Annotated in this window: 24 protein-coding genes; 5 read left to right on the top strand and 19 right to left on the bottom strand. The window is 40.1% G+C overall.

Features of this window, described 5'->3' with window-relative positions:
* The first annotated feature begins 122 nt into the window (after nt 1–122).
* On the top strand, nt 123–1,106 hold the full coding sequence (locus tag ACTWJ7_RS35990; RefSeq protein WP_443146669.1) for a helix-turn-helix domain-containing protein: 984 nt from the start codon (nt 123–125) through the stop codon (nt 1,104–1,106).
* Between the two features lie 529 nt (nt 1,107–1,635).
* Here the strand turns inward: ACTWJ7_RS35990 and ACTWJ7_RS35995 are convergent.
* The 6 genes from ACTWJ7_RS35995 to ltrA all read right to left on the bottom strand — a co-directional run bounded on the left by ACTWJ7_RS35995 (nt 1,636) and on the right by ltrA (nt 9,095).
* Entirely contained in the window at nt 1,636–3,357 is a 1,722-nt protein-coding gene (locus ACTWJ7_RS35995) for a hypothetical protein (protein ID WP_443146670.1), read from the bottom strand.
* Between the two features lie 26 nt (nt 3,358–3,383).
* Entirely contained in the window at nt 3,384–4,151 is a 768-nt protein-coding gene (locus ACTWJ7_RS36000) for a hypothetical protein (RefSeq protein WP_443146671.1), read from the bottom strand.
* 467 nt (nt 4,152–4,618) lie between these two features.
* Complete coding sequence (locus ACTWJ7_RS36005; protein ID WP_443146672.1) at nt 4,619–5,497, bottom strand: hypothetical protein; 879 nt, start codon at nt 5,495–5,497, stop codon at nt 4,619–4,621.
* Between the two features lie 512 nt (nt 5,498–6,009).
* Nucleotides 6,010–6,177 carry an aspartyl-phosphate phosphatase Spo0E family protein gene (locus ACTWJ7_RS36010; protein ID WP_105410481.1) on the bottom strand — a complete coding sequence of 56 codons (168 nt, stop codon included), beginning with the start codon at nt 6,175–6,177 and terminating at the stop codon, nt 6,010–6,012.
* A 51-nt stretch (nt 6,178–6,228) separates the two neighbouring features.
* Nucleotides 6,229–6,933 carry an LPD1 domain-containing protein gene (locus ACTWJ7_RS36015; protein ID WP_443146673.1) on the bottom strand — a complete coding sequence of 235 codons (705 nt, stop codon included), beginning with the start codon at nt 6,931–6,933 and terminating at the stop codon, nt 6,229–6,231.
* Between the two features lie 293 nt (nt 6,934–7,226).
* On the bottom strand, nt 7,227–9,095 hold the full coding sequence (gene ltrA / locus ACTWJ7_RS36020; RefSeq protein ID WP_443146674.1) for a group II intron reverse transcriptase/maturase: 1,869 nt from the start codon (nt 9,093–9,095) through the stop codon (nt 7,227–7,229).
* Nucleotides 9,096–9,815: 720 nt separating this feature from the next.
* Between ltrA and ACTWJ7_RS36025 the strand changes: the two genes are divergently transcribed.
* On the top strand, nt 9,816–10,157 hold the full coding sequence (locus ACTWJ7_RS36025) for a hypothetical protein (RefSeq protein ID WP_443146675.1): 342 nt from the start codon (nt 9,816–9,818) through the stop codon (nt 10,155–10,157).
* 29 nt (nt 10,158–10,186) lie between these two features.
* Here the strand turns inward: ACTWJ7_RS36025 and ACTWJ7_RS36030 are convergent, their stop codons facing one another.
* Entirely contained in the window at nt 10,187–11,035 is an 849-nt protein-coding gene (locus ACTWJ7_RS36030) for a hypothetical protein (protein WP_443146676.1), read from the bottom strand.
* A 479-nt stretch (nt 11,036–11,514) separates the two neighbouring features.
* Entirely contained in the window at nt 11,515–11,886 is a 372-nt protein-coding gene (locus ACTWJ7_RS36035) for a hypothetical protein (protein WP_443146677.1), read from the bottom strand.
* Between the two features lie 301 nt (nt 11,887–12,187).
* On the opposite strand from ACTWJ7_RS36035, the gene ACTWJ7_RS36040 reads away from it, so the two are divergent.
* On the top strand, nt 12,188–12,760 hold the full coding sequence (locus tag ACTWJ7_RS36040) for an N-acetylmuramoyl-L-alanine amidase (RefSeq protein ID WP_443146678.1): 573 nt from the start codon (nt 12,188–12,190) through the stop codon (nt 12,758–12,760).
* Between the two features lie 318 nt (nt 12,761–13,078).
* Here ACTWJ7_RS36040 and ACTWJ7_RS36045 read toward each other — a convergent pair whose 3' ends face one another.
* Entirely contained in the window at nt 13,079–13,249 is a 171-nt protein-coding gene (locus ACTWJ7_RS36045) for a hypothetical protein (protein WP_443146679.1), read from the bottom strand.
* Nucleotides 13,250–13,483: 234 nt separating this feature from the next.
* Between ACTWJ7_RS36045 and ACTWJ7_RS36050 the strand changes: the two genes are divergently transcribed.
* The gene (locus ACTWJ7_RS36050) at nt 13,484–14,581 is read left to right on the top strand and encodes a hypothetical protein (protein ID WP_443146680.1); all 1,098 of its coding nucleotides are present in this window, start codon (nt 13,484–13,486) and stop codon (nt 14,579–14,581) included.
* 68 nt (nt 14,582–14,649) lie between these two features.
* Here ACTWJ7_RS36050 and ACTWJ7_RS36055 read toward each other — a convergent pair whose 3' ends face one another.
* Nucleotides 14,650–15,363 carry a stalk domain-containing protein gene (locus ACTWJ7_RS36055; protein WP_443146681.1) on the bottom strand — a complete coding sequence of 238 codons (714 nt, stop codon included), beginning with the start codon at nt 15,361–15,363 and terminating at the stop codon, nt 14,650–14,652.
* Nucleotides 15,364–15,765: 402 nt separating this feature from the next.
* Here ACTWJ7_RS36055 and ACTWJ7_RS36060 point away from each other — a divergent pair, with 402 nt between their 5' ends.
* A complete protein-coding gene (locus tag ACTWJ7_RS36060; RefSeq protein ID WP_443146682.1) occupies nt 15,766–16,317 on the top strand; it encodes a lipoprotein in 552 nt (183 codons plus the stop codon).
* Between the two features lie 71 nt (nt 16,318–16,388).
* Here the strand turns inward: ACTWJ7_RS36060 and ACTWJ7_RS36065 are convergent, their stop codons facing one another.
* The 9 genes from ACTWJ7_RS36065 to ACTWJ7_RS36105 form a co-directional block, all read right to left on the bottom strand.
* The gene (locus ACTWJ7_RS36065) at nt 16,389–16,640 is read right to left on the bottom strand and encodes a hypothetical protein (RefSeq protein ID WP_443146683.1); all 252 of its coding nucleotides are present in this window, start codon (nt 16,638–16,640) and stop codon (nt 16,389–16,391) included.
* Between the two features lie 32 nt (nt 16,641–16,672).
* Nucleotides 16,673–16,888 (bottom strand): helix-turn-helix domain-containing protein, encoded by a 216-nt coding sequence (locus ACTWJ7_RS36070; protein WP_133387277.1) that lies wholly within the window; start codon nt 16,886–16,888, stop codon nt 16,673–16,675.
* A complete protein-coding gene (locus ACTWJ7_RS36075) occupies nt 16,840–17,178 on the bottom strand; it encodes a sigma factor-like helix-turn-helix DNA-binding protein (RefSeq protein ID WP_443146684.1) in 339 nt (112 codons plus the stop codon). Before ACTWJ7_RS36075 ends, ACTWJ7_RS36070 begins: the two co-directional genes overlap by 49 nt.
* A gap of 828 nt (nt 17,179–18,006) precedes the next feature.
* Nucleotides 18,007–19,425, bottom strand: a complete 1,419-nt coding sequence (locus ACTWJ7_RS36080; RefSeq protein ID WP_443146685.1) for a DNA cytosine methyltransferase — start codon at nt 19,423–19,425, stop codon at nt 18,007–18,009.
* A gap of 125 nt (nt 19,426–19,550) precedes the next feature.
* Nucleotides 19,551–20,621 carry a hypothetical protein gene (locus ACTWJ7_RS36085; RefSeq protein WP_443146686.1) on the bottom strand — a complete coding sequence of 357 codons (1,071 nt, stop codon included), beginning with the start codon at nt 20,619–20,621 and terminating at the stop codon, nt 19,551–19,553.
* A gap of 351 nt (nt 20,622–20,972) precedes the next feature.
* A complete protein-coding gene (locus ACTWJ7_RS36090; protein ID WP_443146687.1) occupies nt 20,973–21,278 on the bottom strand; it encodes a hypothetical protein in 306 nt (101 codons plus the stop codon).
* A gap of 58 nt (nt 21,279–21,336) precedes the next feature.
* Nucleotides 21,337–21,672, bottom strand: coding sequence for a hypothetical protein (locus tag ACTWJ7_RS36095; RefSeq protein ID WP_443146688.1), 336 nt, complete (start codon nt 21,670–21,672; stop codon nt 21,337–21,339).
* 33 nt (nt 21,673–21,705) lie between these two features.
* Nucleotides 21,706–22,323 (bottom strand): DNA adenine methylase, encoded by a 618-nt coding sequence (locus ACTWJ7_RS36100; protein ID WP_443146769.1) that lies wholly within the window; start codon nt 22,321–22,323, stop codon nt 21,706–21,708.
* Between the two features lie 11 nt (nt 22,324–22,334).
* A complete protein-coding gene (locus tag ACTWJ7_RS36105; protein ID WP_443146689.1) occupies nt 22,335–22,535 on the bottom strand; it encodes a hypothetical protein in 201 nt (66 codons plus the stop codon).
* Nucleotides 22,536–22,617 lie beyond the last annotated feature (82 nt).

The following is a 22,617-nucleotide window of genomic DNA, read 5'->3' on the forward strand; positions in this document are numbered from 1 at the left end:
GAAGATTAGGGACTCTACTTACAAACATTTGTGAAACCATCTTATCACAGAGTTTTTTAAAAGTGAAGTCCCTACTCTTCTTCAATGTTGCCTAATTGGGTGTCAATTAAAGGAGAGTTTTTATGTATGAAAAAAACCTGAAGGGTTCCCCTCATAAGTTACTGTACTATCGTTATAGACCCACGGGTGCGGAGGAATCGAAGATCCGGGTCGTAAACGAAGAAGAACAGGCTTATACCAAAAAAGAAATCGAAAAAATCTATATACCTGAAGAAGAAATAAGACGGTTCAGCTTAGATAAGCATGGGCAACCCATACCGCACGTCGATGGTCACATGACGATTATAAGTAACTACATATGGGATTACTGGGGGCACTTTTTTAGCGCTGAAGGGGTTGCTTTGTATGGCCATCTTAAGCGTTTCTGCTACGGTGATAAAGACTACTGTTGGCCCGACCTCAAGCTCATATCACAAAAAATGAATAAAAGCCGCAATACAGTGAAAAGAATACTTGGAATTTTAGAGAAGTATGGATTTGTTGTCGTCTTCAATGTCCAAAATGCTGACAAAAACAATCTGGAGGAAAGCCCACTTTATAAGGTGCGTAAGAAGGTCCCTTTTCTACCAGTTGAATTGTATGAGCAGCTGCCCACAGAATTAAGGTTAGATCACGATAAGTACATGCAGCGGATCGTGGAGGACATGGATGATGTCATTCATCTGGACCCATCAGTTGATTTTACGGAAGTATATGACAACGTAATCCAGAAAGGTACGGTAGTTAGAAAACAAAAAACAGGTCAAAAATTGGAGAAGGAAACTCAAACCAAAGTTAAGTCACTCGAAATTGAACGATCGGACCAGGACAGAAACTTATGGATTGAGGCTCTCAACATTTTACAAATTAAAATGACGAAGCCGTCTTTTGATACCTGGCTAAAAGATTCATTCTGTATTAAACGTGATCGCATTGTGACTGTCTATTCACCTACTCAATTCGCTTCAGAATGGTTAAGTACCCGAATGGATATTTTGATACGTGAGGCGTTGCTACAGTCTGATCCAAGTATTGAGGATTTTAAGTATGATTATTTGTATCAATAACTTAATTGTAAATTTCATTAAATAATGATTTCAAAATAACCGCAGTCCTCAATGGAGTTGAGAAACTCGGTTATTTTTTATTTTTATGTTCATTTGTCCAATAAAAATAAAGTATTTTCTTAGTGCTTAAGTTAAGATAAGTCCCCTGTTTAAGCACTACATGCTACCCGCGTACGTTCTTTAATAGGTGATTGGAAATGGAATATAATGAGGAGGACGTAGCCCAAGCGAAGGCGCGGGAGCGTTCTTTTTATTGAACTAACTGACAGTTAAGTAGCAACGCATTACAAAAAGCCGTATACAAAAAACAAATCTAAAAATTATCGTTTAAATCGTACACGGTCCAAAACGATTAGAATATGTTCACCTTTAAGGTAGGTAAACAAAAAGACATGATAAAGAAGTTTATCCAGTGTTTCGGCTAAAGGCTACGCAGAATCCCGGCTTCTTCACGGAGTAGAAGCCGGGATTCTGCGTACTCGAGAAAATTGTTTTGCCTTTTTAGCGTGAAAAATCTATCAGGTCAACCTCATAAGTGCGGAAATCGCCCGAAAATCTCTCCGGCCGTTCCGCCCAGTTTCGGCGGCCAATTCACCTTGATTTTCTCGATTTCAGGTAGAGGAAAACCAGCTTCGGTCATTACTTGAATAATTTCATCACGCTCTAGTTTTAAATTTTCAAAGACGTCGGCCACCTTATTCGTATCCCACTTCCAGTCGATTTTTGCATGGGAAGCGATATCCACCGGTTTAAAACCGATCTCATTAAAACACTCGGCCATTTCTTCGTTTGTAACGGTGTTAAAGACACTTCTGATCCCAGCCTCGATTACACCCATCTCGTCAGATAGCGCTAAAAATGCTTTTCCTAAGTCAGGAATGCTTGTCTTGAGGGTATCCTGAATGCCTTTGCCGATCTCCGAGATAGAGTATTCAGCATAGTGAAGAAGTTTAGCCATGTTTTTGGCTGTAATATCATCCCATACTTCGGTTAATGCCTCGGCCACTTCGCCTACATCGTCTGGAAAGACTGCTTTTAATAAGCTCACCAACTTTCCTTGAGGTTTTAATCCAAGTGAATGCAACCCTTTCGCAATTTTAGAAGCAGGAAATTTAAGCTCTTTTAGCTTCGCGGCTATTTTTGCTGGTTTCAAACCGTCTAAATCGAGCAGCTTCGCCAGAGCAAGTGGATCTGTTAGGGTTGCGTTGTAGTTGTCTTCGACCTGACTCATAATGGACTTTAAGATCGCATCTGGAATTTCTTCTAAGTTGGGAATAGCTTCGTTAAAAGTTTGATTCACGTTTAGTTCTGGAAGGCCAGGTAGTTGCAGTGTTGCAGAGACCTGTAGAAGAAATGTCTCCTTATTGAGTGATATAAACATCTTCCCAGTAACTTTTGTACCTAATGTAAATGTAGCAATGGTTATATCTTGTACCTTCAGTTCAATACTTTGGTCCGGGAATTCATATATTAACGCGGCCTGGCCTTCAAAGTTATCCATCCCCGACAACCGACAACGGAGCTGAAATTTAGAAAGTCCCCTTACACTGTACGCTAGCAAACACTCGAAGGTATTCTGCGCCGCTTTAATGGCCACACTTTGCGTTATGCCAAAAAGTGACATCTTTGCAGAGAGATGGATATATCCGAACTCCTCAGTCCACTCACTAGTTTGAGTTGAGTCGATGATGAAGAAAGGACCTTTCGTACCCGTTTCGTCGGTAATTTTCAGTACCCCGCCTAAATCAATGATACCCAGCTCGCCTTCTGCTTTAACCCCGCTATTTTGCTGAAATTCAATCAACGCTCTGCATGCTAATCCGAATAATGACACCTCAGCATTCATGGCTAATCCACGATAGATCTTACCAGGGTCTGATGGGGGTTCAAAACCATCAGGGTCAGCGACAACATACATCGTTAAATCTTTAATCTTAACTTCTTTAAGCAGAACAAAGTCCCTCAATGGGATCTTTGTGAAATATTCAACAAGACGGGAAAGCGGAATTCCATCTTGAGAGGATGACGACGCCCGAAGGGAAGCAAGTAGTGCCGATGGGACTTGGCCATTAATAAACTTGACCCCTGCCTCCATGATGATCTGATCAGCAGAACCTTCTTCTCCTATGGCAATCTCACCAGATAAGCTAATTTCAGTTCCCGTTGTGCCTAAAGCTATACCTACGCCAAACTTTTGTATAGTAATGCCGGAGAATCCAAAGGGATCAGTCCATCCAGTTGTTTCTGCCATCTCTTGACCTTGTTTTTTAACCCCAGTTAAAGCACATGTGAATTCAAAAGTTCCGTTCGGTAAAACTGCTCCCCACCATCCAAGAATAAAGAGTCGTTTTGAATGTCTAGTTTGAGTGTCGTCCGAAGCTGAAGTGAATCCGTCTTGATGATGATTCGAGGATTCAAAAGTTTAAGAGATCCCATGGCGGGAGGGTCACTCGGTACTTTAACCTCAATAGGTCCTGAAAATACTTCAGATGTAAAAGGCGTACTTAAATCAAGAGGATTAAGTGTGCCGAAGATACTTTGCAATAGGGTAATGGGTTGACCTTCAATATCCAATGTGGAAAAAAAGGAAATCCCTTTGGTTGCGAAGTCTGGATGAACCGTAAAAAGATTTGGTGGAAAGGGTAAGTTATCGACCGAGGCGAAAACAAGACCCGAGTTATGCATTTTATATGAAGATTGAAAGATGGAAAGCGTATTTCGTAACCAGGTAGCCACGCTTGCTGGCTCCCACCCATCAGGCAGCTTAACCCCAATCGTACATTCCGGCTTATCTGCGACGAGAAAAAATTCTAGTGCCACCAAAGGTTTGGTTAGCCCTAGAATATTTACTTTACTCTGTCCCCGAATTATAATGCTGCTTTCATTCTGCATTTGTATAGAAGCGTCGTTCAGCATCAACTTATCTGAAATGAAGGTCTGTATTAACGCTTTGAGTTCATTGTTGAGATGAGAAACATCCGGCAAGGTAAATTCTTCGCCACTCATCCCCGCTTTCAAAGTCGCTTCAAGCTCCGTAATCAGCATGTATGTTCACCCAACTTTTCTTATTTATAGTTGAAATGATTCCCCCAATCTTATCTGAATATGCTTTTGTCCGATGAAAATAAAGTGAGGTTTGGTTCAACTAACTGGGAACGTTAGTTCAATAAATAGGCTTTTACCACTTTTGAGCAACATGCTAAAGTACCGTAGTACCCAGTTAACCTCTGAGTCTAATGTGGAGCTTAGAAAGACTACTATAAAGTATTTGTGGTAAGTGGTACCGTATTAGAAGGAATTAGCCCTTAATAGGCGTATATATAATTGTGCAGTGACCTCTCAGGGAACGACCGCCCAGAATAGGTTTGGAGCCGGCAGGACATCCTCCTGGACTTCTTTAACAGAAATGGCGCGCTCCATGTTTTTGGTGCTGCACATTTGATGATTATTCAACCTGTCGAAATGACAGTTTTTTTTTTGCTCATGTTTTGATTATCGAAAGCACCCTTTTTTCACCAAGCCGTTTTGTTAAACGCGGCATACGAATCGGCCGTATAGATCTGGATGATATTTTGTGGCGGCACAGAAGCATCTTCATTTAAAAAAGAAATAGTATCCTCTGGCCCCATCCCCCATGCTATGCAACTCGATAGTGCGCGGAGGGCTGTCGTCAGTAAGCCATGAAGTTTCATTTCTTCGATCTCTTCAGAAGATGTCTCTGCCAGAAATTCTCGATGTATTGCAAATGTAATTGGACTGTAGTCCGATATCGGGGCGATAAATTTCAGCACATATGCTTGCCGATTTGGATCCCTCACCCAATCCGATTCAAGCCTTTGATCTTTAAATAACTTAGCCACATTCATTATAAACTCAGGCCGCAGATGCACATCCCCGCCATAGTCAAGCACATCCTCTGTACATAGGAATCCATTGATTTGATGATCTTCGTAAAGTTTAAACGCGACAAAGTCTCTGACTTCGTTTGATGTATCTCCTATCCCACTATAGTTTTTTCTTAGGTCATACACGTTGCCTTCTCTTCTTACGGTTTTGTTATCCAGGTCAAAAATAACGTCGTGTTCAATTAAGTATTTTGCAAGTGGCGTGTCTTGCCTTATCGTTTCTCTTAAATTTAGTAGCCCAAGCATCTGTATGGAGGCGCAGCCATCCATATTGGTCGTACTATGATAGGAAGCTAAGTATAGATCAGGTCTTATCAGTGAATCTTCCATAATTTCATTTGCTTCACAAAAAGAATCCAGCGAAACATCATCGTTCATAATGATAAAATCCTCAATCTGCTCCTCAGAGAGTCCAAAATATCTGCACATGGATTCCATTAATGAATCTTTGCTGGTCATATCAAAAATAAAGGGTGTTGTCATCACATTATCATCTCCTATTACTCTTAGTATAAGACAATAGGTGCAAGCCTTGAAAGGAGGTTCTCGATGTTTGGAAACTGTACGAATGTGACCACCTATATTTATTCATAATAAGGTGAGTTTCCATTTCATATTACGCTTCTCGAAAATTGAGAGGCTACCTATATATTTTTGAGAAGCTGTTTCTCGAAGGTTGAAAGTCTGCATCTCAAAAATTGAGAAGCGGCGTATCTCAGAATTTGAGAAGCGAGAGTATAGCGGTATTCTTGCTTCTCAGAATTTGAGAAGCAGCTTCTCAAAATTATATAATCGGTTTAGCTTCTCAATATTTGATAGTACCCCCTTTAAAATTTGAGAGAAGGTATCTCAGAATTCGAGATATCCTATCTCAGATATTGATGGACCCCCTCTCAAATATTGAGAATAAATAATAACAATCTTTAATCCTTAGAAATAAGCTTTAAAAAGAATTAGAACTGAAGAATAGTTTTCATCATAAAAAAGAACGCGGCTGATTAGCCGCATTCTCTGTTTAATCTTTTATTAAAGTCATTAAGAAGCAAATCTAACTCCTGAGATACTCTTAGCACCTCTGGCGACATTAACCCATGAAGTGTTCCAGCTTCATGCATTTCTAATCGCTTAATCTCTATTTCCTCGCAGATATCGGTTGGTTTATCCATTGTATAACCTCCAGATAGAATATGTGATAGTGGTTTTCCCAGTCTCAGCATTTATCTATTCCAAATTTGGTCATCATGAAAAATGCCTGAATCGTTTAATGTCTGCCACCAATTGCGGAAAGCATCGTTAATGTCTTCACGTTCTTCATGTAATGGATAGGGCCCACCGAATTTGGTGCCGGTGACTAAATATGAATTGTCCAGCTGCGCTGTATGAAGCTCATCTTCAATCCATGACTCGAATGCTCTTGCAAATAGTTCATGGTCTCTTTTCCAGTATGGTCCGCGAGATCTGGCATCAAGTAGGAAGTTACTTTCATCCGTGGGAACACGGAATGAAGCCGGAACTTCTAATCCTTTACGCTGTAGCATGTTACAGTAGAGTAACCCGATATCATTCCACATTCGCGGTTTAACATTAAAATTACAGTTTTTAAGAACCAGCATTGCAGCATCGATGTCATTATTATTCATTTCGAGTAGTTCAATAACACGAGCCCGATATTGGTACTCCTCAGATGGTAGCGGATCCGGAACGATCACGCGTTTCACACCATCTCCCTCTTTTATAATTTTCATTAGTTCAGTAAAGGCGATACCCACATTACGGGGTAAATAGTTACCCGGCTTATGTCCAGTCAGTGAGAGAGGTTTGCTATTGGAGAATTGATGAGAGAACGAATATAAGTTGAAGTCCAATGCATGTGCCCACTCATGGCAAAGGGATCCCCCACCTCTGAGTTTAGTAATGTTCATGATATTGCTGCCAGGCTCGTAATGAGCTGAGGCTGACCCAGATCCTCTTGCACCGAAGGCTAATCCTAACAAGCCATAGAAAGATGCTGCCTTGTTTGGAATGTCTAACAGGCCCACCAGATCGTTTAGGGCGTGGCCACAACTTAAAACATGATACCTCCCAGCGACATCCTGAACCCAATGGTGATAGGTAAGGGTCAGCGTCGGCTTTATCCGCTACGCTCCCCTTTCCCCACCTCACACGGAACGTGATAGTTTCCCATCATTCCGCGTTCCATCATCAGTTCTGAAAATCAGATTTCCTTCAATTTTTCTCTAAAACCAAGAATCTTACTCCATATTTTCTTACCTAGATGCGAGAGATCTTCACTTGAATGGATCATGCTATGACATTTCTGATGAACCGTAGCTAGGTGCATCACACGGTTAACTTCCGACAAAGACAGATGAGGTTGAATATGATGGATGTTCACATTTTCAGTTACATGCTCCCCACAAACTCTGCATTTACCTTTGTCTCGATTAAATACATAGGGTCGATTTAAAAAGTATTCAAAATTGTATATAGCCGGCAATGTTCCCTTAAGGATATGGAATGCAAGATTAGATTGCATCAGGAGTTCATCAGCACGGTATTTAGGAAGGGTTCTCCGTCTTCTCGCAACACTTAGAATTCTCCCCTCTTCTGAGAAGGGAGTCTCAGCTGGAGCCTTCGGAAACGTATCCTTCCACCTAGAAAACGCTAGTGAGGTGATTCCAATCTTCATCCCTCTGTACTCGATTGCAGGCACTGTCATGGTGTAGTCCAGATGAATCGAAGGAAGATTGTATAACTCTTTCGCTTGAGTCCAGCAAACAGCATACTCTTTCAAGGATTTCCATCCTGCATATCGTAGCTTGTATGAATGTTTTCGAAGTTCGATATTAACCCATGTTGCTGGTTCATAATACTGGATCACTCCACGGATCATAGCGTTAACTTCGTTGATTCGTGCAAGTAGCCTCTCCTTGTCTGGCATGTACCTTAGTCTTTTGATCTTCCTGTGTATCTCATCGACTTTAGTTTTTAATCTTTTCCGATTTGGAATTGTCTTTGTAACATATCCATGCCTTGCGTTCCCTCTTATCATTTTTAGCTCAAATCCAACAAACTGAATTGGCCTTTTTGTGGCATTAGTGATCAAAGTCTTTTCTTGGGAGAGACTGAGTTTAAGGCGAGTTCTCAGGAAACGAGTAATCCGAGCTTTTAATCGTTCAGCGTTTGCCTTTGAATCCGTAATGATTACCCAGTCATCAGCATATCTGACCAAATAGGCTGGCTTAATGTTACTACTCTCACGTAGAGCCCTAAGAGTCCCATCATGCCTAGCATATCGATGTTTAGTCTGCTTTCTCTCCCATTCCCTAGTGATCCATTGGTCGAAGTTGTGCAAATATACATTAGCAAGTAATGGAGATATAATTCCGCCTTGTGGCGTCCCTAACGGGTTAGTATCATATTCATCCATAACTCCTACTTTTAGCATGCACTTAATAATCATCAAAACTCTACGATCACGTATCCCCATGTGCCAAATCTGCTTCATCAGGATGGAATGATTAACGTTATCGAAGAACCTGCTGATATCTCCTTCAATTACCCAATGATCACCAGATGTGTGAATTAACCTTTTAATTCTATCCAATGCCATATGAGCATCTCTCATAGGTCTGAATCCATAACTATGATCAAAGAACTGAGCTTCTAAAATCGGTTCTATGACAAGCCGAATACATTCCTGTATGATTCGGTCGACGATTGTAGGGATACCTAAAGGCCTCTTGTCCGGTTTACCAGCTTTGTCGATATAAACTCTTCTAACCGGCCTAGCTTGGTATTTACAAAGGAGGTTTTGTACCCTTGTAATAACTTCCGGATACTGTTTCTCCAGAATGTTAGCCCTCATCGTTTCCCTGTCGCTCCCGGGAGTTTCGCTTCCTTTATTGGCTTTCAGTTTGTGGATTGCTGTAAGAATTACGGCCTCCGAGGCCATGATTTCTAGTAGGCCTTTAAAACTCGGTACCCCACCCTTATCGATGGTTTCCTTTGTTAGGGCATACATTTGGTCTTGGATTAGCCTGAATTCAGATTCTGATTTTGGATAGTCAAATTTTTGAGCCAATGCAACCACCCCCTTTTTCGGAGATTGGAAGATTGGTTGTAGTCAGGTTTGCACAACGGCTTCCTTGACAATTGAAGGTGATTAACATGAATTTGATGACTATGCCCCTTCGCTCCATGGGCATTACCCCACTTCAACACTACTACGGGCTGCTGCCCCAAAATATACAGGTCATTTCCTACCTATTCGCTTCATTGCGTCTAGCCTCGCTCCACGTTTTCGGTTCCATTGTTCCTTATATCCTAGCCTTGCATTTTCGCTGTAGCCGCCTTCTTTAACCCGTCTACCATCCTTTTGACCATGCAGGCGGTCGCAGGACTCTATAACACTAGTTGGATATAGTGCAGCAGCCGAAAGGCAATATTTTCGGTGCCGCGATAGAACTCCACTTGGGAGTGACAATCTTACTATTCGACTGTCCCAATTTTACGAGCCGTACATACGAAGGTTCCTGGTGAGTCGGCATGGCGAATTTGTGGCCCCCGCTTACTTCTCTAACCACTTTTCAGGTCTGATTTTCAGCGACTTCACCGGGCTTCACACATTGAAAGGGCTAACTTTCTTTGCATGCCGGATTTTAGGGCGAGGTGTTTGCCTGCTTTACCTCCACGTAAGGAGCTTCCCCTTACCAATTAGGATATAAAGTTAAGTTACAGTTAACTTCTCCTATATCCGAATAAAGACTATAATATAGAGAAAACAGCTTAAGGTGTGTGACAAATGGAAACCAAAATATCGATTATCAACGGTTTATTTAATGAAGATGAGTACATTCCAACTGAAAAAATTGAGTTGGTTGATGCGTTAGTAAACCAATCAATTGTATTTGCTGATTTTAGTAAACTATCACAACAGGAACGCGACGAATTATTTTTCATCATCCAAGGAGAGCTTATGAAGAGGAATCCTGATTCTAGAAGTTCCTGGAGAAAACCTCAATCAGAAGATACCCAATCTCCATCAGAAGACTATGAATCACCGTATTATAATTCAGATCACAATTTGTTACTTTACCTCGGTGCTCTATATAAAGAAAGAATTTTTTCGGACTATAGGGGGTAACCATAACCCCCTAGTTTTGTTGCGTATTTCTACGCAGATTGTCTAGGAACAATGCGCACATTACCAAACTGAACCCCTCTAACACCAAAGATATCGATTAGATCATCCGGTTTATTAACTCCAGATGCTTCATTGGATTTTCGGACTACCTCTTCAGGAACGAGCCGTTCCCACTTTTCTTTATTCTCTTTAATGGTTGTCTTTTTCACTCTACTTGTGTTCAGCCAATTCCAGTCCTTACCCTGTTCAGAATAAAATGCTTTCTGAATCAAGTTATACAAGCCAGGATGGCCGCGCCGAGTACTATAGAACAGTGATTGAAATCGATCTCCCAATGCGAGCCAAAATTGAGAACGAACCAATTCAGGTTGCTCATCAATTTTATGGGAATAGGTTGATAGTCGAGCCTGATACAAAGCTTCTTTAAGCATCTGGAAAGCTTTATTCATGCGATCCTCATCCTTGGCTCCGGACAAGATGGACTGTAGTGCTCCTATGCCCTGAATATAGTCTGCCCGCTTTTGTGGTGTATCCTCCGGATTCTGGCACACTCGTGCCCATATCAATTTAATCGCGAAGGCAGCTTCCGAAGTAAATCCTTCAGCCTGGAGACTTCTCAGATCAAAATCCTTTAGTAATTCATTCTTGCAGACCATTTGGTATGCCACCGAAGGGTTCTCTTCAATTTTGGACCAATCAACTCTGGTTTGTTGACTCAAGTGTTTTTTTGCACCAAGTAATTCTTCCCCGACATCATAAACATAGGAATTCTTCGAATTCCTATGAGCCCAGCCCTTTGTTTCCGCAGGTACTAGAGCATTTACAGATAAGATTGCATTTTGATTTGGGAAATAGTCGAAAAGTGAAATTTGATTCATATTTATTACCTCCATACTCTCCCGCGGTAGGCGGGAGGTTTTTCTCCGCCAGCCGGCTGGGATTGCATGTGGTTCCTACCTAGGTTACAAAGGAAACCTAATTTCTTTTTGATCGTGAATGCATGTTATTGCAAAAACAATTCTCCTGTTTTTGGACGCAAAAAGGAGACTTAAATACACGTGTGTTCCGTGTTAAGTCTCCTAATACAAGTCCTTAATTTATAGGCTAATAACTTAGCATACTCCCTCTTTGTCTCATTTAATGTGACAAAGAAAATTAATGAATCTTTTAATAGATTTAGTATACATTAAGGATAAGTCAGTTGTAAATTTATTGAAAGAAACTTTAGGTGATTATGTATCAGTCATTGAATGATTCAATTATAGATAACGTTAATTAGGATGTAGGTATAGCGTAGTTTCGTATAGGAACTTAAAAAGGCAGTCGAGAAATTGTCGACTGCCAGAACTAAAGCTAATTAAGGAATATAATTATAAAGGTGACCCCAACCGCTACTCAAAGTCTCAACTATTAGTCTATACTGCTTACCCCCTTCTAGATAATAGTGTGTTTTAACTTTAGGGTTTGAAGGAGTTGCAACTAGTGTATACATACTTACCCAAGTGCCTGATTTAATTTCCTGTAGTGTTACATTCACCCTATAGTTCCCGCTATGGAGAACAGCTTCCAGTTCCCCGTATTGATGTTGTCCCATAATTGGACTACTCTCTTTCGTACCACCTGTAACAACAGTCCCTGTTTGGTCATTTGCAGCAAACACCTTACTTGAAAATACCCCCATCAGAACCAATACCAACAGAAAAGAAAACCAACTCTTTTTCATCGTCATTAGAGATCTCCTCCTTAATAGTATGTAAAAATTAATTCTATCTTCAATAATATAATTACATCTTATTTGCATATGATATCTATCACTTTGAATCAAGTATATTACATTTTTTTGTTAAAAATTGAATGAAGATTGTTATTCCTTATATGATCAGTAGTTTTGTTTTGTACATAAATCGTTTAGGTCATTGTATGGACAATATTTAAATTAGGGTTGTATAACGACACTTTACTTTTCCTACATAGTGAAGAGGAAATAAACCACTTCAAATAAATGATTAACAGAGAGGAGGCATTCTTTTATGGCACTTAATGGTTACAAGGTTTTCGTTGACCCCGGACATGGCGGTAAAGACCCAGGGGCTGTAGGTGGCGGGTACACGGAGGCATCAATCGTACTGGACATCGGTAAGTTTCTGAAGACCGAACTGGAGAAGCTCGGCGCTACGGTCCAGATGAGTCGCTCTACTGATACCTACCCAGAAAACCCGGATCGCTCCGTAGCGTCCAATAACTTTGGGGCGGACATTTATGTGAGTCTCCACATTAATGCGGGTGGGGGTACCGGTATTGAAACATGGATCCACGACAATGCAAGCAGCTACACCACTTCATTGGCTAACGCTGTTAACAATGCACTGGTTGCCGCACTGGGCAAGACCAATCGTGGGGTGAAGAAAGCGCCGAGCCAACGTGGTGGGACGAACATTCACGTCATTGATCCTAAGAACACTCGAGCGTGGGCCATTCTGCCTGAAATGCTGTTTATCGATACCGCATCGGATCGCAATACGTTGGTTGCCAATAAACAAACGTGTGCCCGCGCAATTGCTAACGGGATCAACAGCTTTGCCATGACTCTCCCTCCTATTTAATTCATAACACAAAAAGATTAAGAACTTAATCGTTCTTAATCTTTTTGTGTCGTGTCTAGATTTTTCAATTTAAGGCGCACAGCTTTCCTTTATTTCTTCTATATATACGTTTCCGCATCATGCTGATGTACTGTCTCCTTCAAAACCATTTATCGTTGGATATATGCTGGCCGCTTGGTTCTAGGCATATTACACGCTATAACTACCTCAAAACTATTTTATAACATTAAGAATACTACGATTGAAGAGGAAGATCGAAGTCGTTCGTGAATAGTCCGTAATGTTGAAGAGCAGTTTCTCGCTTAGCATAAAACTCTTCTAAATTTTCTTTTTTCCATCTTTAATGTACTTTTTAAGTGAATCAATGGCCTCTTTATAAGCTTTTAAACTTTGATTTGCATTGGCGAAGGCAAAGGATGAAGAATAATCCATGATTGGTGTGAAACTTGCTGTATCAAAACTTTTAGATTCTACTTCTACAACACTCACTAACTCCGTTATCTTAGTCATTTATGGCGGGCACTAAAAACAATTTACGAAAAAATATAAATTAGGTTGTATATCATCATGGATAATCACCTACATAGTGAAGAGGAAAAAACTTCTTCTCACAAAATGATTAACTTCTAATAATGGCTGCACTAGTGAGGGATACACTAGAACAGTTCTATCCCATGAAGTTAAACAAACGTGAAACACATTTTATTAAAAGGGGATATTTCTATGTCTTGTAACCAAAATACGAAAACCAAAGTCTCATTTGTTATTCCGGAGTCTGCACCAAACCAACTAGTAGGAACTAAAGCAAATACAGATACTCGATTTGTTATTTCGGATAACCATGAAACCATTAATGCGAACACTCCGTTTACGAATGGATACTGTACCCTATGGCATGATACTGCTACCGGAAAAACCTCTGTAAAATACCGCATGTTCGTATGGCACCTTAATAATAAAGGGGCAAGCATGAAGTATGGGATCACTATAGGTAACAACAATACTTCAGCGTACTCCATTCATAATGTGAAAAGTACCATTGCCCCGATTACTTCGTTCGTTGAACAGGGTCGGTGTACTGCAGCAGCTTTGGTCGGTGACACAATGGATTCTATCACGCCAACCGATACCTCCGTACCCGCGGGTAAACTGGGGGTTGTTAAAGAGTGGATCGTGCCTAACAACCAGTTGATTGGTGGGCTCATTGAATTTACTGTTACTAATACTACTTCTACTGCAATGTCTTATCGATTGCGTTCCGTTGCAGCAACAAGTACAACAGCAGATTTGAGACTGAATCAAAGTCCGGTTGTTTCCTACTTTACAGGTGGTAATGACTCTGTACATCCTCGCGGTTCCTGGGACTTCGCCGAGATTGCTAGCAGTGTAAGTTACTCGGCAGGTAGTGGATGGAAATATTACAATATGAGCAATGGACAGAACGATAACTTAATGACCCAAGCGGCATCGTACGACAGTGCCAACGCAGCAGACAGTAACAAAGGTCATTACGGCGCAAAATACACGCTCACTGTCAATCTTTCGAATCCAACAACAGCTGAAAAAACAATTAGTATCTACATGGGATCTCGCGTAAAACCTTATGGTGGTGCTGTGAAATGGAGCGGAGACAATGTAACATACAAAGTACCCAATCTGGCAAGTCCTCCGGATAAAGTCGCGGGTACAACTCAATATCAGGAAGGTGTCCTGCTTGCTGAGGTCAAATTATCGGCAGGGCAAAGTCTTACGCGGACCATCACTGCAGCATCAGCAGGAGGATTATCAACCCCAGCTTTGATTGCGTTCCAAACCAAATAGGAACTCTGAAATCTACAAAAGAAGCCGAAACGACTCATAAGTAGTCGCCTCGGCTTCTTTTGCCTTTACTATTTAGATGATCCTAGCGTGTATCCAGGAAATACGCGTTGAACATCCACTGCAGTTGATTTTACAACTTCGCGTTTGCTGACCACGTATTCCATTTTTCCTCCAGTAGATATGGTCGTTCCATTATCGACGGTTGGAGCCAACGTTACGGTCAGATTCCAATGATTTACTTTAAGTTCATCTCCCCCCGTTTGGATGCCTACTCTGACCAAATACTCTGGTCTTTGGTCATTTAGATTTTTTTTAAGGGTTTTCATATCGAGAATTTTGGTAGACAACATGGTTGGTCCCATAGAAGAGTGCTCTTGTTTCAAGCGATCCAAGTCTAGTTTGGTTGTTGATTTCTTTAAGAGATCTTCATCTCCAATATCTACTCCAGTAAGGAAAACCTGTACCGTGTTATTAATACTTGCTAATTGATAGGGTCCAACATCTTTCATGTTCTCATCCCACACATTTTCGTAAGGGATACCGGTTGTATTGATGGAAACGGTCTGTGTAGTATTGTTCCAAGAGACAGATGCACCTAAGGCTTTGGAGACAAAACTAATAGGTACCATGACACGGTTTTTGTCCATTTTTGGAGCCACATCAGTTTGTAAGTTGCTTCCATTGACGTTCAATTTGATCACACCGGCTGAATACGCTGATCCGAGTACTCCTGACATAATTGTAACTGTAGTTAAGATTGAGAAAATAATCTTTTTTTTCATATGCTTGAAATCCCTCCCATTTATCAATATAAACGATTTATACCCAAATAAGTTACATAAAAATCAAAATTATTTTTCACATTAGAAAGAGGTGAGGTGAATACCCGGATTTTATCATGCTTCCAATACAATTATTGAGGTTTGAAGTAATAATTTTAGTGGATTCCTGACTGGATTCAATGCAGCTCTTTATCTAAACGAAAATGACCTAGATTAATTCCGTTCTATAAAATAGTTACCTATATTATACAACATTAACGCGGTGTCTTGTGAAATCAAAATCACATAAAGAAGGCTGTCGAGACTTTCTCGACAGCCTGAAAGGGACTAAGAACTTACAAGTTCTTAATCCCTTTTTTTGTTTAAGTGTGTTATTATACTTTTAGAAAAAGGAGGTATATAATGAAAAAAATTCTCTTTATGTTATTTTTAGTTGTAGTATTATCAGCTTGCAGTAACGGAGAAGACTCAGCAAACTCCTCGAATGCCCAGGAACCAGGAAATACAGATGCTTCTAAAATTGAGGAACTTCAGAACGAGAACAATTCACTTAAAGAACAATTAGAAAACAGCAAAGGCGCGACGGATGAGACAGATCTCGTCAATAGTTTAAGGGAGACACTCAATCTGACTTTTAAAATAATTTCTGCTATGGAAACTAAGGACTACGCGTATATTGAATCCGTATCATCCTCAGACGTTGAAGTATCACATCAAAACAATTCCATTCTTTTAAAGAACGCAGAATCTCCCTCAGAAGTTGCTTTTCTTAACGAAATAAGTTTGGAAGAACTTGAATTTAGAGGATACAACCAAAAAGATAAGGATCACTTTATGCTAGCGTTAGCTAAAGTCATCACCACTAAAGGTTCTGAAGGTAACATTGAGTTGAATTTCGACTTTGTTCGTGCGGATAATGATGGCTGGCTCTTTAATGGTTTTACAACAAATTAAATTTCGTCGTAACTAAGAAGAAGATCATAAACGGAAACTCTCGTTTATGATCTTCTTCTTTTATTAAATATTCATTTTTTTTGTGTATCCGAAGAATTTGTCTCAAATTCTCTCACCACCGATAGATCAGTTTTAGTTAGTTTATTTAAGGTTTTATCTACCAGTAAAATTGACTTATTAAGTTGTATTAATCTCTTATCTAAATCGTCTAATCTTTGATTGAAATTACCCAGGACACTTCTTAGTAGAATAATAGCAATTAAACTTGGAAATCCAACCGTCCCGATCAAAGCACCTAAATTCTCAAGAGAAATTGTTTCCACAAGATCTTCCCTCCTCTCCTAATCAAAATTAGCTACCTTTCATTTTTAATAAACTCAAGGAATTCAGTAATAATTTCTGAAGCAGCATCTTCTGGTGGTAGATAAATATATCGACTTAATTTTTGTATGTCAGGATTAAATAAGTTCAACAATTCCAAAATCGCTGCTGGCTCGTTGTTTTTTGCAGCAGTCAACAATTCTATGAACTGATTTTCTGAGATAATAGGTTCAACATTTTTCTCTTCCATTTATTCACCGCCTGCTGACTAATGTTTAGTTTAAGAGCAACTTCAGATTCTTTGTAACCCTCTAAATAAATCTTACTTAGTACATTCTTCCCTATATCTGGTAGAGAGCTAATGAGTTGTTCTGCCATAATTTTGTTTTCAGAGAAGAACGTAAAATCCCCCTTTATTGCTTCATCTTCAAAAATTGGTAACTCACGATATTTAATTTTTTTTGCTCTATACTGTACTCTCCAACCAATTCGATAAATCTCTTTCCTATATCGCTCGTATACTGTTTGCTGATTTTCCAACTCGAAAACCACTCCTTTCGAAATAAACATTCTACATATGTAGGGAAAACAAAGAAATATTTTACAACCAAAATAAGAACATTTGTTCTATTTTATTATAACATTCTTATCGTTTTTTGGCTTCTATTTATAATGAAGCTATTTAAATTCAGACCTGTATTTGAAACTGATTCGTTTCTTCAAAATTGAAAAGAAATGAAGGTAAGTATCAATAAGAACCAAAACCCGAGAATTGCTCCTGCGCGCTATAATCCATGCAATCTGATAGTTGAATATACCCTTAAAATTTGTTATCATTTAGTTATAAAAAACTCACCATCAAGCGCTAACCTATGTATATGGAGATTGGGTTCGGCCATATACGAAAAAGAGCCTTACCGCGTCAACGGTAACGACTCATAGTACCCAAAAGGCTGTGGACTGCCACGGCGAATGCTATTCAAGCGAAACCCACCGTCAGGCGTCCGACCTTATGAGGTGGGTTTTCTCTTGCCATGAATTCTTGAGGTAATCACGTTGATTTTTATTTGGATTTCATGAATTTGGAATAAATGTCACCTCAAAAAACAACCATCTTAAATTAAGATGGTTGTTCTTTAGATTTTTTAAAAGCGGGTTACTGCTGCAATGGGTGCATAAACAATGGCTACAATTCCAAATGTGATCATAGGATAGGTCCATAATCGATCGGTATTAGGATTCCTTCTTCCGATCAAATAGTAAATTGAAATCATAATTGTAGTCACGAGTATGCCTGGAATAAAGAAACTCAAAAATAATGACACATCAAACTCCATTTTTCTCAAAATTTCACCTCGCCACTTACGGTTAAAACGCAAATCCTATCTGGCCATGTTGGTCCCTTATCACTCCTATGTTGTCATTGTTCTTATGATTCACCCCCGCAAATCTGCGGAAGAACAACGAACTAATTTCGTTGGCAAAGGCACGGATTACACGGCCACATACACTTTGTCCAATCATCTCGTATATACGAGACATAGGAATGTGCTCAGGAAATTTAAACCATGCTGGAATCTGGAAAATACGCCGTAATTCATTGATAGTCAAGAAACGCCATTGGTCGCCCTGTTCGTTTAGAACATAGGAATTACTGGCACTATGACTTCGATATCTTGCGGGTATGCATTGTAGTTCAGTACATTCTTCTGGTTTGACGAAGGTTTTATCCGTATTGCGATCTGCCCACGAGTTATTCTTCGCTTTTTTCCCTAGAAAACTGTCCCACCAAGTTTTGACCGATTTCCATTCATGATCTGTTGCAGTGTCCAGGTACTCTTTTAATTTGTGTCTTCGGAATACTGGAGCTTTTGGTTCACGGAATAGATCGAAGTCCTCTTTATCCTTAACAAAGAGTGTATAGGAACGCTTCCGATGCGCTATAGAACCAAAGTTATAACTATCAATCGTGATAGGCCCAATCATATAAGGATAATCGGGAGTCAAAAGTTCCTGAAGATTATGAAATACAGTAGATTGATAGAATGCCGGGACGTTCTCAGAAAAAATAACACGGGGATCCGCGGCTTTCAATATTTTATAAGTTCCTAGGACAATGTTATCGAAATAACCTTGTCCGCCGTCTCCTATACTACTGTGTTCGGAACAATCCAAGGAGATGAAAGCTACATCAGCCTTAGCCACCGTATTGCAATCTCTTAGATCACCATTGAATAAGTAGGAATAAGGAAAGTTCTCTTTGATAACCTCCGCGCAATCTTCTTCGATTTCAACTTCCTGTACCGCCGTGTAGTATTGGCTATCTACAAACATGGATGCTCCTATCCCAGATCCCGAACAAACCGTTAGAAGGCTAATACGTTCGTCTGAAGACTCAAATGTTTCAGTGTCGAATAAGCGGAATCGAAGTGGTCTCACAACAATTTCTGCATGTGGGCCATTGCGATATACACTTATTTCAATTTTCTCCTGAATGCAAAGGATAGACGAAAATTTCGATCCGGATGTGTCTACCAGAGGACGTGGTTTGCCACTAGTACGGTTCATTCTAGACGAAACGCTGATCTCGTACACATCTTGTGTTTCATCGAATGGACTATTCCGGATCGTAATTTGCTTATTCATTTCATCCACTTGAACGAATAGTTCTGATCTAGGTATCAGACCTGCAGCTTCACATACCATGTGTTGAAGCCACAAGCGTGGAGCATTATTCTTTTTACTTACCGTGTAGACCTTTTTTAAAGTCAATTTGCGATTATTCATATTGTGAGTTTCCCCATAGGTGAGGGGAAATCCCCTCAACCTTATGGGGATTCCCTCCTTCCTATTCGTTAATTATGTTAACAACCAAACTGTGAGCCAGAATCTCTATTGGTTAGTTACTGACTTCAACCAGCACTTTTCTTATAAGCGGGACTAGTTCTGCCCCATTTCTCGCTAATATAGCATTTCCACTCATCAAGCCACATGGCAAAATCCTTTTTATAAGTACTCCGTAGCAGCTCGTATACAGGGAACACGTCTCGTAAAGGCCGGCGGCTATAATGAAGGAAGGGAATACTCCTCATAATTTTTGATCCAGTCGCCTGAACTTCGCGCAGCTGCTCATCAAACCAGCAGGCCTTTAGAAAGGATAATGGCTCTTCTCGAATGATCTCGTCCCAATCCATACCGATTTCATTGTCTGCTGAGCAATTGAATGGGCATAGATAGCAGCGCGATCTCCGTGTAGGGAAGTCATTATCAATCAGGAACCTTATGCTATCATCTGTCGTTACGTTCTTCTCAACTAGCGGGTAAGCTAATCGCATGTAATCGTATTGAGGAGACTGATACGTTTTAATTCGGCGGATTTCATCAACACTAAATCCAATGTCGATGATAAATCCCACGTGGTCTGGCATTTGCTGCCTTGGGCCTAGACCGTACAACTGTAATACAAGCTGCCGGGCTCTTTGTTTAACAGGTACAATCTTAAAATCGACTGTACACTGTCTCGGCATCAAACCACCCCGAATCATCTCTCCTGTCTCCGGATCTATCCGGTTGCAGTATACAGGAAGCTGAAAACGTTGATAGTCCGTATAAATGTAACGCATCAACATTTCCTCCAACCCGCGCTCCATCGTATTATGTTGCGTTGTAATGAAGGGGGTTGTGTTGCCAACATCCTGTTGCCTTTGACGCCACCAGGCTACTTGCTGGTGAATAAATTCCGGCTCAGCCCCCGTATCAGCGAATATGATAAAGTCGTAATGAATCAACCCTCTAAAGTGCTGTTCAAGTAATTGTGTTGACTGAGTACCGGCTCCAAAAGATAAAACATGAAATATCTTATCTCTTCCCTCTTCCTGGAATTTTTTAATTAGCTCCTCTTTGGATTTAAATACACCATCCAGGTATTTCCTATGTTCCGTAAAATCGGTTTGGAATAGGTCAAGTTGCTTGTCTGTAGTCATGATGACTCCCCCTCTTCGAGACAAAAAAATGGACACAAAAAAGGCATACGGGTCCCGTATACCTATTTGTCTCCATTGTGTTTGACTCTATATTTATTGCTTTTTAAGCGTCTCCCTCATTGACTGCAACTACTGTGCTTCAATGAAAATTATTCATTAATTCGTAATAGCATTAGTTTATCAGATTTAACATCTTTTGAACATGAGAAGCCTATTGAGTTCCTTGTAGATATGGTCTCTTCTTACAGACGTATGCTTCATAAGATTATTCTCATGAAAAAAGCACGTACCGATTAAATACCGGCACGCGCTAGTAAGATAAACTTTCTTATATGCTCCTTGCTGACAGGCTCACACCTTAACTGATACTGATTTATTAACCTGTCTCATGTGTTTTCTAAATTGTTCCCCCAAAAACTTCTCATCGCAACCAGTGTCGTACCAGTCTTCAGACTCAGCTGGACGGTACCAAATTTCACCTTGGATACCGGTCTCTGTAGAACCATCATGTATGCTCTTATATTCATACTCTATGTCGTCTACATCAATATTATTGAAATATCTAGCATGACAATCTTCAACATCAAAACTGGTTTTTCCACCAAATGCTAATGAGATCGCCTTTTCTAATTCTTGTACTTCAAGGATGTTTTCCATTGTATATCTCTCCCTAAACTCATTTTATTTACTCCAGTGACTCATAAATCATAAGCTGCTATAACACAGGGATATTAACGTAATCGATTGTGGAATCAAGCAACATGGCCCCGTTTTCCAGGTTTAATGTAACGAGTTTGGCTCGTACATTGTAGTGATTTATTGGATCCACAAGAACAAAGAATTTGCCCATCCAGTTCCAGGAAACATCCATTTTATTTAATCTAACTTCAATTTCTTCTTTAGTTAACTTCCACTCTTTAAAATAAAGATTCACGATGTTGTGTATGACACAGTTCTCGTTTACACACACCTCTGCAGAAGTAAATCCACTTTCCGTTTCTAAATACTCCATTGTTTCCATTTCTTCTCTACAGTAAATACATCTTGGCATAGTGTTCCTCCTGTTGTGACTTCTATTTCTATTTTAAAAAAGTGGAATTTGAGTATTCTGCTCCGGTAAATAGTTCATGAAGACATACTCGGTTTCATTCCGTCGTGTCTGTCCTAACTCAGCTTTTGCTACCGTCCCCACTTTTGAATTAAAGGTTAGACAATGCCAGTCCTTATACAGGTCCAAAATTAGCGGATCACCATAATAAGTCACCATAGCCTTCCCCTTAATGTTGTTTAACATATCTGCAAGCTGAATATGCTCTTTAAAAGCTCCCTTATAATAGTGCTCCCGGTTTTTGTAGGGCGGATCGATGAAGAAAAAAGTCCTTTCAGAGTCATACCGTTTGATGATTTCCTTATAGTCCAGGCATTCGATCATGACTCTGCTAAATCTTTTCTCAAACTCATGCAACTTACTTACCGCGTTTTGATAATCATTTGCTGTGTTTTTGATCTTTCCAGATCGCCAGCCGCTCTTAATACCATTAGCTGGAATGATGCATTGCCGGAGTAAATAAAACCACCGGACTGCTCGCTCGAATGAGTCTGCAGGTAGCTGCTCATACTGCCATCGTTCAAATAAGCTGCGGCTTGTTGGGAGTGAGCTAAGGTTTTCAATCAGTTCTGCTTTATGAGTACGGAGTACCATCAGGAAATTAATCAATTCTTCATCCGTATCGTTAAAGACTTCGACCGTGCTTCTTTTTTCCCAACAGTCATATGGGCACCCCCACCAAATACATCAGCCCAGCAATGATGTTCCGGAATTAAAGGAATCAAATCACGCGATAAAAAGTGCTTACCTCCAAACCATCGAATTACACTATCAATTCTATTTACATCAACATAAGATTTTGTCATTTCCATCTCTCCCGTTTCCGTATCATGTGTTATCGATCCGGAAATAGGCAGGACTCTCTTTGTCCTCTTACGCTTTCTCGAA

The sequence above is a fragment of the Paenibacillus sp. 1A_MP2 genome (genome assembly GCF_052244825.1).
GTDB classification, from domain to species: Bacteria; Bacillota; Bacilli; order Paenibacillales; family Paenibacillaceae; genus Paenibacillus; species Paenibacillus vandeheii.

Bases quoted from the DNA above. Each gene is read 5' to 3' on its own strand.
- ACTWJ7_RS36100 (WP_443146769.1), bottom strand. From the start codon at position 22,323: ATGGTACTCCGTACTCATAAAGCAGAACTGATTGAAAACCTTAGCTCA.
- ACTWJ7_RS36085 (WP_443146686.1), bottom strand. From the start codon at position 20,621: ATGACTACAGACAAGCAACTTGACCTATTCCAAACCGATTTTACGGAA.
- ACTWJ7_RS35995 (WP_443146670.1), bottom strand. From the start codon at position 3,357: ATGGCAGAAACAACTGGATGGACTGATCCCTTTGGATTCTCCGGCATT.
- ACTWJ7_RS36070 (WP_133387277.1), bottom strand. From the start codon at position 16,888: ATGGAAGAGAAAAATGTTGAACCTATTATCTCAGAAAATCAGTTCATA.
- ACTWJ7_RS35990 (WP_443146669.1), top strand. From the start codon at position 123: ATGTATGAAAAAAACCTGAAGGGTTCCCCTCATAAGTTACTGTACTAT.
- ACTWJ7_RS36090 (WP_443146687.1), bottom strand. From the start codon at position 21,278: ATGGAAAACATCCTTGAAGTACAAGAATTAGAAAAGGCGATCTCATTA.
- ACTWJ7_RS36105 (WP_443146689.1), bottom strand. From the start codon at position 22,535: ATGACAAAATCTTATGTTGATGTAAATAGAATTGATAGTGTAATTCGA.
- ACTWJ7_RS36040 (WP_443146678.1), top strand. From the start codon at position 12,188: ATGGCACTTAATGGTTACAAGGTTTTCGTTGACCCCGGACATGGCGGT.
- ACTWJ7_RS36095 (WP_443146688.1), bottom strand. From the start codon at position 21,672: ATGCCAAGATGTATTTACTGTAGAGAAGAAATGGAAACAATGGAGTAT.
- ACTWJ7_RS36025 (WP_443146675.1), top strand. From the start codon at position 9,816: ATGGAAACCAAAATATCGATTATCAACGGTTTATTTAATGAAGATGAG.
- ACTWJ7_RS36060 (WP_443146682.1), top strand. From the start codon at position 15,766: ATGAAAAAAATTCTCTTTATGTTATTTTTAGTTGTAGTATTATCAGCT.
- ACTWJ7_RS36010 (WP_105410481.1), bottom strand. From the start codon at position 6,177: ATGGATAAACCAACCGATATCTGCGAGGAAATAGAGATTAAGCGATTA.
- ACTWJ7_RS36000 (WP_443146671.1), bottom strand. From the start codon at position 4,151: ATGCTGATTACGGAGCTTGAAGCGACTTTGAAAGCGGGGATGAGTGGC.
- ACTWJ7_RS36080 (WP_443146685.1), bottom strand. From the start codon at position 19,425: ATGAATAATCGCAAATTGACTTTAAAAAAGGTCTACACGGTAAGTAAA.
- ACTWJ7_RS36035 (WP_443146677.1), bottom strand. From the start codon at position 11,886: ATGACGATGAAAAAGAGTTGGTTTTCTTTTCTGTTGGTATTGGTTCTG.
- ACTWJ7_RS36030 (WP_443146676.1), bottom strand. From the start codon at position 11,035: ATGAATCAAATTTCACTTTTCGACTATTTCCCAAATCAAAATGCAATC.
- ACTWJ7_RS36050 (WP_443146680.1), top strand. From the start codon at position 13,484: ATGTCTTGTAACCAAAATACGAAAACCAAAGTCTCATTTGTTATTCCG.
- ACTWJ7_RS36015 (WP_443146673.1), bottom strand. From the start codon at position 6,933: ATGAACATTACTAAACTCAGAGGTGGGGGATCCCTTTGCCATGAGTGG.
- ACTWJ7_RS36055 (WP_443146681.1), bottom strand. From the start codon at position 15,363: ATGAAAAAAAAGATTATTTTCTCAATCTTAACTACAGTTACAATTATG.